This window comes from Burkholderia sp. Se-20373 (assembly GCF_017104705.1).
Lineage (GTDB): Bacteria > Pseudomonadota > Gammaproteobacteria > Burkholderiales > Burkholderiaceae > Burkholderia.
In genome coordinates this window covers 1-8,502 of the sequence record NZ_JAAGPH010000222.1, presented here as the reverse complement: position 1 = coordinate 8,502, position 8,502 = coordinate 1, and the positions used below count along the sequence as shown (strand labels likewise).

Here is an 8,502-nt window from a genome sequence, read left to right as displayed (position 1 = left end):
GAACGGCCGGCCGGCACGGGAAACGCACGCGCGCCCCGCTCCCGACCGGCTCCATGGACTCGGCGCGGCGTCGCGGGGCGGGTGCGCCCGTCGCGAAACCGCGCGCCGGAAAGCCCGTGCCGCGCTGCCGCAACGGCGCCCGGCACGAACCCGTGTGATACATTTCAACGTCAGTCTGCAAAACTACCATATCGCCGCCCGTCCGCCGCATGTCCGACCGTCAGGAATCCGCCGTAGCTGCGCCCGAAGCGGGACCTCCGAAGCACGATCATCCGGTCTTGCGTCGCGTGTTCAGGGTGACGCTGGCAGTCGGGATCGGCACCTACTTCGTCGCGTCCGGCGCCTTCCTCGGGTTGCGCTACGTCCTGCTGCCCCGCATCGACGAATTCCGCCCGCGTATCGAGCGCGCGGTGTCCGACAAGCTCCACGCGCAGCTTTCAATCGGCAAGCTTTCCCCGAACTGGTCCGGCATGCAGCCGGGCGTCGAACTCACGAACCTGACGATCCGCGGCCATGACGGCAAGGTCGCGCTGTCGGTGCCGCATGCGACGGCCGCGCTGTCGTGGATGTCGCTGCTGCGGCTGTCGCCCGCGCTGTCGAGCCTGATCGTCGACCAGCCCGACCTGGTCGTCGCGCGGGCGGCCGACGGCTCGCTGAGCATCGCGGGCGTCGGCGTGGCGACCACCCACGGCGGCAACGACACGTTCGGCACGTGGCTGCTGAAACAGGAGGCGATCGTGCTGCGCGGCGGCACGCTGCGCTGGCGCGACGCGCAGCATGACGCGCCGGAGCTCGTGCTGTCGGGCATCCGGCTCGCGGTGCTCAATGCCGGCCGCGTGCACAAGGCCGCGCTGCAGGCGCCCGCGAACGGCACGCTGCTGCTCGGCCCGCTCGACTTCCGTGCGCGCTTCAAGCACAAGCCGCTCGCACCGGTCGGCAAGCCGTCGAACTGGACGGGCGACGCGTACCTGTCGACGGGCCCGGTCGACCTGCAGACGCTGGCGCGCTACCTCGACATGCCGCTCACGATCCACGCGGGCCGGATCGACAACGCGATCTGGGCCACCTTCAGCGACGGCCACCTGCATTCGGCGGGCGGCGACCTGCAGGGCGCGGACGTCGCGCTGCGCGTGCGCCCGACGCAGCCGCGGCTCGACGTGCCGACGGTCGGTTTCGGCTGGGACATGCAGCTCGACGCCGGCCACGACTACACGCTGCACCTGACGCGCTTCAACGCGGAGCTCGGCCAGCCGCCGCTGCCGGATGGCACGCCGCTCGCCCGCTCGCTCGCGCTGTCGACGCTGACGGCCCGCTACCGCGTGCCGACCGCGAACCAGGGGCAGTTGTTGAGCGTCGTCGGCGACCGCGTCGATCTCGGCATCCTCAGCGAATTCATCCGCGGGCTGCCGCTGCCGGCCCGCCTGCGCAACGAGCTGATCAAGATCGACCCGCGCGGGATGGTGTCGAACTATCACATCGAGGTCGAGCGCGCGAAACCCGCGCACGCGGACCTCGCCGACGAGGAGCGGCGCACGGGCGCCGCGCCGATCGTGCGCTACCGCTTCCTCGGCGACCTGCAAGGCATCAGCTTCGCCGCGCAGGAGCCGCCCCCCGGGCTCTCGCCGCGCGGCCACCCGCGCGCCGGCTGGCCGGGTGTCGAGAACCTGTGGGGCCGCGTCGACGCGAACGAGACGGGCGGCTCCGCGCATTTCGACACGGTCAACGCGGCCGTCACGGTGCCCGGCGAATTCGACGAGCCGCGCCTGACGTTCGACCGGCTGCGCGGCAATGCGAAATGGACGATCACGCCCGCGCCCGGCGAGAAACACGCGCGCGTCGACGTATCGCTGCCCGACCTGCTCGTGTCGAATCCCGATGCCGAAATCGCGGTGTCGGGCTCGTACGCGAACCCCGGCCACGGCCGCGGCTCGCTCGACCTGCGCGCCGATTTCGCCCGCGCGTCGGTGGCGCGCATCCCGCGCTACCTGCCGACCGGGATGTCCGAACACCTGCGCGACTATCTCGGCCACGCGCTGCAGGACGGCCAGGTGACCAAGGGCGCGTCGATCGTCGCCCGTGGCCCGCTCGAGAAATTCCCGTTCGAACACGAGCCGGACGCCGGCGTGTTCCACATCGTCGCGCCGTTCACCGGCGGCCGCTTCGAACCGACGCCGTACCCGCCGCGCAAGCTCGCGAACGGCACGCCGAGCGTCTGGCCGGCGCTCGACGGGATCGACGGCGTGTTCGAACTCGCGCAGAACAAGCTGCGCTTCGACATCCACCGCGCACACTACAAGCGCGTCGCGCTGACGAAGGTCGCCGGCCGCATCGACGATCTCGGCAATCCGACCCACTCGCCGCTCATCATCGACGGCCATGCGCAGGGTCCGCTCGCCGACCTGATCGACTACGCGGACAACAGCTCGCTCGGCACGATGAGCGGGCACATCGGCCAGCGGATCGATGCGCAGGGGCCCGCGTCGCTCGGGCTCAAGATCACGATTCCGCAGCACGTCGCGCATCCGCACACGCACGTCGAAGGCGCGCTCGCATTCGGCGGCAACACGCTGACGACCAGCGGCGTGCCGCCGCTGTCCGCACTGCGCGGCAGTGTCCGGTTCACCGAGGCCGGCGCGTCGCTGCACGAACTCTCAGGACGCTTTCTCGGCGGCCCAGTGCGCGCGAACGGCAACTTCCAGTCGCACGGGCCGTACACGGTGGACGTCGACGGCCGGCTCGCACTCGACGCCGCGCGCGGCCTGAACCTGCACGGCCCGGCCGCCGCGCTGCTCGAGCACGTGGTCGGCGACGCACCGTACAAGGTCGCCGTGCGCGGCGCGCCGGGCCGCCTGCCCGACATCAGCGCGCATTCCGACCTGACCGGCGTCGCGCTGAATTTCCCCGCGCCGTTCGCGAAGGCGGCCGGCACGCCGATGCCGTTCAGCTTCACGCTGCAGCCGGCGCCGCAGACGGACGGCAAGCGCCTCGAGCACGCCGACCTGACGCTCGGCCCCGTGTCCGCGACCTACCTGCTCGACGCGACGCGCGGCCAGCCGCTGCGCGCGGTGCGCGGCGCGATGGGCATCCACCGGATGCCCGACATGCCGCAGGACGGCGTGAGCGCAGCCGTCGACGTCAACGAACTGGACGCCGACGCGTGGCTCGCGCTGGCCCATACGCTGAAGTCCGACACGCCGCGCGCACCGGAGCCGCAGGCCGCGCCGCGCGTCGATTTCGCGAGCTTCGCGCCGAAGCGTTTCGCGCTCCACTTCGGCACGCTGAAGCTGCTCAAGCGCAACTGGGAAAACGTGATCGTCGGCGCGTCGCACGTCGACGAGCTGTGGCAGGCGAACATCGCGTCGAACCAGGTGTCGGGCTACCTGTCGTGGGCGCCGGGCGGCGGCCACAACGGCGCGGGCGTGTTGAACGCGCGGCTCGCGAAGCTCGTGATCCCGGACAGCGCACAGCACGATCTCGTCGGCCGCGCGATGAACCTGCCGACGCCGACCGACCGCCCGATGCCGTCCATCGACCTGATCGTCGACCAGGTTGTCGCGCGCAACCACGACATCGGCCGCCTCGTCGTCAACGCGCGCAATATCGACGAAGCCGGCACGCCGGTCTGGCAGCTCGACAAGCTGGAGCTGTCGAACCCGGACGCGAAGCTGACGGCGACCGGCAACTGGCGCACGTCGCGCCGCGCGCTCGCCCGCGGCGCCGACGAGAGCGACGCACCGCGCCGCACCGTGTTCGACTTCAAGCTCGACATCGGCAACGCGGGCGCGCTGCTCGACCGCGTCGGCCTGCCGCGCACGCTGGCGGACGGCCACGGCTCGGTCACGGGCAAGGTCGGCTGGCGCGGCGGCCCCACCGGGCTCGACTTCCCGTCGCTCGGCGGCCAGATCGCGATCGATCTCGAACACGGCCAGATCCTGAAGGTCGACCCGGGCGCGGCGAAGCTGCTCGGCGTGCTGAGCCTGCAGAGCCTCGCGCGCTTCCTGACGCTGAATTTCCGCGACGTGATCGGCAAGGGGCTGCCGTTCGACAAGATCACCGGCACCGGCCAGATCTCGAACGGGATCGCCCGCACCGACGACTTCTCGATGATGACGGGGCCCGCGAACGTCGCCGTGCGCGGCGCGGTCGATCTCGGCGCCGAGACGCAGGACCTGCATGCGCACGTCGCGCCGAAGATCAGCGCCGGCGCCGCCGCGATCGGGGCGGCCATCATCAACCCGCTGCTCGGCGTCGGCGTGCTGGCCGCGAACTACGCGCTGTCGGAGACGCTGTCGCACGCGTTCGCGCTCGACTACGCGATCACCGGCTCGTGGGCGCACCCGCACATCGAGCGGGTGCGGGGCGATCAGGGTAAGATGAATCACGGTCCGGCCGATGCGGCGAGTCATTGAGCCGCGTGTCGAATCGCGCACGGTGCCGGGCCGCACCCCATTTATGACGCAACCGATCCTGCGATGACCGACCAGACCCGTTCCGCCACGCCCTTCCAGGTCGCCGCGCTGCAGATGGTGAGCACGCCGGACGTCGCGCGCAATCTCGCCGAAGCCCGCCGCCTGATCGCGGAAGCGGCCGGCGAAGGCGCGCAGCTCGTGCTGCTGCCCGAGTATTTCTGCTTCATGGGCCACCGCGACACCGACAAGCTCGCGCTCGCCGAACCCTACCAGGACGGCCCGATCCAGCGCTTCCTCGCGGACACCGCGCGTCGCCACGGCGTCTGGGTGATCGGCGGCACGCTGCCGCTGAAGGCGCCGGAACCCGATCGCGTGCTCAACACGACGCTCGTGTTCGATCCGTCCGGCAACGAAGCCGCGCGCTACGACAAGATCCACCTGTTCAACTTCGAGAAAGGCGACGAGTCGTTCGACGAGGCGCGCACGATCCGCGCGGGCGATACGGTCGTCGCGTTCGATGCGCCGTTCGGGCGGGTCGGCCTGTCGGTCTGTTACGATCTCCGCTTTCCGGAGCTGTATCGCAGGATGGGCGACTGCACGCTGATCGTCGTACCGTCGGCGTTTACGTATACGACGGGCCGCGCGCACTGGGAAACGCTGCTGCGCGCGCGGGCCGTCGAGAACCAGTGCTACGTGCTCGCGGCCGCGCAAGGCGGCAAGCACGAGAACGGCCGGCGCACCTGGGGCCACAGCATGCTGATCGACCCGTGGGGCGAGATCGTCGCGGTCCGCGACGTGGGCGCCAGCGTCGTGCTCGGCGCGATCGATCCGCAGCGCATCGCCGACGTGCGCCAGAGCCTGCCCGCGTGGCGGCACCGCGTGCTGACCTGAATCCGCCGCGCCGCTTGAAACGCCGCGCGGCCAACCCATCTGCCCAGAAGCACCCGACAACTTTTTGAGAAACCCCGATATCCGCATGAACATCATCGAACCCGGCATCCGCAACCTCGCGCTGGCGAAGGACATCCTGCTCACGCCGTACGGCCTCGACGAAAGCCTGCTCACGCGCACGATCGCCGACATCTTCACGCATCGCGTCGACTACGCGGACCTGTACTTCCAGGCGACCCGCAGCGAAGCGTGGAGCCTCGAGGAAGGCATCGTCAAATCGGGCAGCTTCAGCATCGACCAGGGCGTCGGCGTGCGCGCGGTCGCGGGCGACCGCACCGCGTTCGCATATTCCGACGACCTGTCGCCGGAAGCGATCGCGCAAGCCGCTGCCGCCACCAAGGCAATCGCGGCGGCCGGCGGCGGCCGCCAGAAGATCAAGGCGGCATCGTCGCTGAAGGGCATCTCGGGCCGCGACCTGTACCTGCCGTCCGATCCGCTCGCGTCGCTCGACGCGACGGCCAAGGTCAAGCTGCTCGAGCGCATCGAGCAGATGGCACGCGGCCGCGACCCGCGCATCACGCAGGTGATGGCAGGCCTCGCCGGCGAATACGACGTCGTGCTGGTCGCCCGCAGCGACGGTGCGCTCGCGGCCGACATCCGCCCGCTCGTGCGCGTGTCGGTCACGGTGATCGCCGAGCAGAACGGCCGCCGCGAGATCGGCTCCGGCGGCGGCGGCGGCCGCTTCGACTACGGCTACTTCACCGACGACGTGCTGTCGCGCTACGTCGACGACGCCGTGCATGCGGCGCTCGTGAACCTCGACGCCCGCCCCGCGCCGGCCGGCGCGATGACGGTCGTGCTCGGGCCGGGCTGGCCGGGCGTGCTGCTGCACGAGGCGATCGGCCACGGCCTCGAGGGCGACTTCAACCGCAAGGGCTCGTCGGCATTCGCGGGCCGGATCGGCGAGCGAGTCGCCGCGAAGGGCGTGACCGTCGTCGACGACGGCACGCTGCCGAACCGCCGCGGCTCGCTGAACATCGACGACGAAGGCAACCCGACGCAGTGCACGACGCTGATCGAGGACGGCATCCTGAAGGGCTACATCCAGGACACGCTGAACGCGCGCCTGATGAAGATGCCGGTTACCGGCAACGCGCGCCGCGAGTCGTACGCGGCGCTGCCGATGCCGCGCATGACGAACACGTACATGCTGAATGGCGACAAGGATCCGCAGGAAATCATCGCGTCGGTGAAGAACGGCCTGTACGCGGTGAACTTCGGCGGCGGCCAGGTCGACATCACGAACGGCAAGTTCGTGTTCTCGGCGTCCGAGGCGTACATGATCGAGAACGGCAAGATCACCTACCCGGTGAAGGGCGCGACGCTGATCGGCAGCGGCCCCGAATCGCTGAAGGACGTCAGCATGATCGGCAACGACATGTCGCTCGACTCGGGTGTCGGCGTGTGCGGCAAGGAAGGCCAGAGCGTGCCGGTCGGCGTCGGCCAGCCGACCCTGCGGATCGACCGGATGACGGTCGGCGGTACGGCATAACCGCATCGCGGCGCAGACATTCCGCGCATTTTGAAGAAAATGCGCGGAATATCCGCATTTTCGACGTCTCCTGGTTGCCAGCCGACCGGCGACGGGGTATAAATTCCGAATCAACTTTTTTGACGAACCGAATCTCCGTCATGTCCGCCAAGTTTTATTTTTACTTTTTTTGGTATCTCAGACCGCTGGCGGATCGAGAGGGTTGATGGCGCGTAAAGCGCAACCGAAATTCCCGAAAAAACCGCCGGCGAACCCGGCGGTTTTTTTTCGCCCTTCGCCACCCGGTCGCCGCCGCAGCGGTCCCGCGGCCCCGACCGACACCACTGAATTGCTTGAATTGATGAATCTGCCGCACGCGCACTCGCATTGACCGAACCGCGCCCGGAACCAAGGAGAAACAGCATGCCCCCGCACAACACCGACGACGTCCGCATTCGCGAACTCAAGGAACTGACGCCGCCCGCCCACCTGATCCGCGAATTCGCGTGCTCCGAAGCCGCGTCCGAGCTGATCTACAACTCGCGCCAGTCGATGCACCGCATCCTGCACGGGATGGACGACCGGCTGATCGTCGTGATCGGGCCGTGCTCGATCCATGACACGAAGGCGGCGATCGAGTACGCGGGCCGGCTGGTGAAGGAGCGCGAGCGCTTCAAGGGCGAACTGGAAATCGTGATGCGCGTGTACTTCGAGAAGCCGCGCACGACGGTGGGCTGGAAGGGCCTCATCAACGATCCGCACCTCGACAACAGCTTCAAGATCAACGAAGGGCTGCGCACCGCGCGCGAGCTGCTGCTGCAGATCAACGAGATGGGGCTGCCGGCCGCGACCGAATACCTCGACATGATCAGCCCGCAGTACATCGCCGACCTGATCTCGTGGGGCGCGATCGGTGCGCGCACGACGGAATCGCAGGTGCACCGCGAACTCGCGTCGGGGCTGTCGTGCCCGGTCGGCTTCAAGAACGGCACCGACGGCAACGTCAAGATCGCGGTCGATGCGATCAAGGCCGCCTCGCAGCCGCACCATTTCCTGTCGGTGACGAAGGGTGGCCATTCGGCGATCGTGTCGACGGCGGGCAACGAGGACTGCCACGTGATCCTGCGCGGCGGCAAGGCGCCGAACTACGACGCGGACAGCGTGAACGCCGCGTGCGCGGACATCGGCAAGGCCGGCCTCGCCGCGCGCCTGATGATCGACGCGAGCCACGCGAACAGCTCGAAGAAGCACGAGAACCAGATCCCCGTCTGCGCCGACATCGGCCGCCAGATCGCGGCCGGCGACGCCCGCATCGTCGGCGTGATGATCGAGTCGCACCTCGTCGAGGGGCGTCAAGACCTGAAGGAGGGCTGCGAGCTGACCTACGGCCAAAGCATCACCGACGCGTGCATCGCGTGGGACGACAGCGTGAAGGTGCTCGAAGGCCTCGCGGAATCGGTGAAGGCGCGCCGCGTCACGCGCGGCAGCGGGAACTGATCGCACGGTCCGCAGCCGCTTCGTCGATAAAAAAAGCCCGGCTCGCATGAACTGACCCCACGAAGTTGGACGGTTAAAGGCTAGGCGCCCAAGGACTGAGTTCTGTATTGCACGGGACTCAGTCCTTTCAGTTTGAGCTTGATTCGTTCGTGATTGTAGTAATGGATGTAGCGC

At 68.9% G+C, this 8,502-nt stretch carries 6 protein-coding genes; 4 read left to right on the top strand and 2 right to left on the bottom strand.

Translation table 11 applies throughout. The features are described 5' to 3' along the window. The first annotated feature begins 209 nt into the window (after positions 1-209). From G3N96_RS36170 to tldD, 3 genes are all read left to right on the top strand, one after another. Positions 210-4,409, top strand: coding sequence for a YhdP family protein (locus tag G3N96_RS36170; RefSeq protein WP_206140170.1), 4,200 nt, complete (start codon positions 210-212; stop codon positions 4,407-4,409). A 63-nt stretch (positions 4,410-4,472) separates the two neighbouring features. Beyond that, on the top strand, positions 4,473-5,300 hold the full coding sequence (locus tag G3N96_RS36165; protein WP_124576541.1) for a carbon-nitrogen hydrolase family protein: 828 nt from the start codon (positions 4,473-4,475) through the stop codon (positions 5,298-5,300). A gap of 85 nt (positions 5,301-5,385) precedes the next feature. Next, entirely contained in the window at positions 5,386-6,852 is a 1,467-nt protein-coding gene (gene tldD / locus G3N96_RS36160) for a metalloprotease TldD (protein ID WP_039361365.1), read from the top strand. Positions 6,853-6,962: 110 nt separating this feature from the next. Here the strand turns inward: tldD and G3N96_RS36155 are convergent, their stop codons facing one another. Continuing rightward, a complete protein-coding gene (locus G3N96_RS36155) occupies positions 6,963-7,256 on the bottom strand; it encodes a hypothetical protein (RefSeq protein WP_206140168.1) in 294 nt (97 codons plus the stop codon). Here G3N96_RS36155 and aroG point away from each other — a divergent pair. Next, on the top strand, positions 7,255-8,328 hold the full coding sequence (gene aroG, locus G3N96_RS36150; RefSeq protein ID WP_089424547.1) for a 3-deoxy-7-phosphoheptulonate synthase AroG: 1,074 nt from the start codon (positions 7,255-7,257) through the stop codon (positions 8,326-8,328). The genes G3N96_RS36155 and aroG overlap by 2 nt on opposite strands. An 80-nt stretch (positions 8,329-8,408) precedes the next feature. On the opposite strand, the gene G3N96_RS36145 is transcribed toward aroG, so the two are convergent. Then, a partial coding sequence (locus G3N96_RS36145) for an IS3 family transposase (RefSeq protein ID WP_200037567.1) occupies positions 8,409-8,502 on the bottom strand: 94 nt, incomplete at its 5' end.